Here is a 1,225-nt window from a genome sequence, read left to right as displayed (position 1 = left end):
GCGGTATCGCTGGCTATACTCCAAGCAGCGCAGATGCTGCCCATATGGCTGCCATCACCGCTACAACCAGCACCCTGGGCGCACTCAGCGTGGGTGATGCCACCAACGGTCAGTTCCGCCAGATCACTGGTGTGGCGGCAGGTACCGAAGACAGCGATGCGGTAAACGTCGCACAGTTGACTGCTGTGGCAGATACCGCAAGCGATGAAATCGATGCAGCCAAGACCCACTACTACAGCGTCAACGACAACGGCGTGCAGGGTGGCAACTACAACAACGATGGTGCCACCGGCGACAATGCACTTGCTGCGGGCATAGGTGCCAAAGCCAGTGGCGATAACTCGATTGCCATCGGCAGCGCTGCTTTGGCTTCGGCACAACAGGGCGTGGCCATTGGCGACACCAGCAAAGCTGGCGACAATGGAGTGGCGCTGGGCAACAAGGCCCAAGCCATCGGTACCGGCGCAACCGCGTTGGGCCCGCTCTCCACCGCGACCGGAGCGAACTCGGTAGCAACCGGCACCTATGCCACCAGCGGTGGCAGCGGTGCGATCGCACAGGGCATGTTTTCCACTGCAAGTGGCGATAACTCATTGGCATCCGGTTCGTTGTCCAGTGCTGCTGGACAGAACAGCATTGCATTGGGTTACTCCGCCAGCGCCACGTCTGAGGGCGGCGTGGCACTTGGCAGCAGCTCGGTGGCCACTACCGGTGCGGGTATCAGCGGTTACGTGCCGGTTGGCGCCACCGCGGCCCAAATGGCTGCCATCACCGCTACAACCAGCACCTTGGGTGCGGTCAGCGTGGGCGACGCCACCAACGGTCAGTTCCGCCAGATCACTGGCGTGGCGGCTGGTACCGAAGACAGCGATGCGGTAAACGTAGCTCAGCTGGATGCAGTAACAGCTACAGCCGATGCAGCCGGTCAGGGCTGGGACATCAGCGCCCAAGGAGCCAACAGCACCAACGTGGCGCCAGGTGACTCGGTGGACCTTGCCAACACCGACGGCAATATCAAGGTGAGCAAGGCGACTGACAGCAACAACGTCAACTTCGACCTGGCCTCGGACCTTGTCATCGACAATAGCGTGACCATCGGTGACACCGTCATCAATGGCGACAGCGTTACTACCAACAACCTGACAGTCAACGGCGATACCAAGCTGGGTGACAACTTCTATATCGACAATAGCGGCGCCCACTACGACGGCCCGATCACCGAAGG

At 60.8% G+C, this 1,225-nt stretch carries 1 pseudogene; it reads left to right on the top strand.

Annotated elements, in window-relative coordinates:
• Nucleotides 1-44: 44 nt before the first annotated feature.
• Nucleotides 45-1,225 (top strand): annotated as a pseudogene (locus tag CHB79_RS21870) (hypothetical protein); the annotation flags it as partial.

The sequence above is a fragment of the Pseudomonas segetis genome (assembly GCF_900188155.1).
Taxonomy (GTDB): domain Bacteria; phylum Pseudomonadota; class Gammaproteobacteria; order Pseudomonadales; family Pseudomonadaceae; genus Aquipseudomonas; species Aquipseudomonas segetis.
Note: the sequence above shows the minus strand (reverse complement) of the source record. Positions and strands in the feature narration are given on the sequence as shown.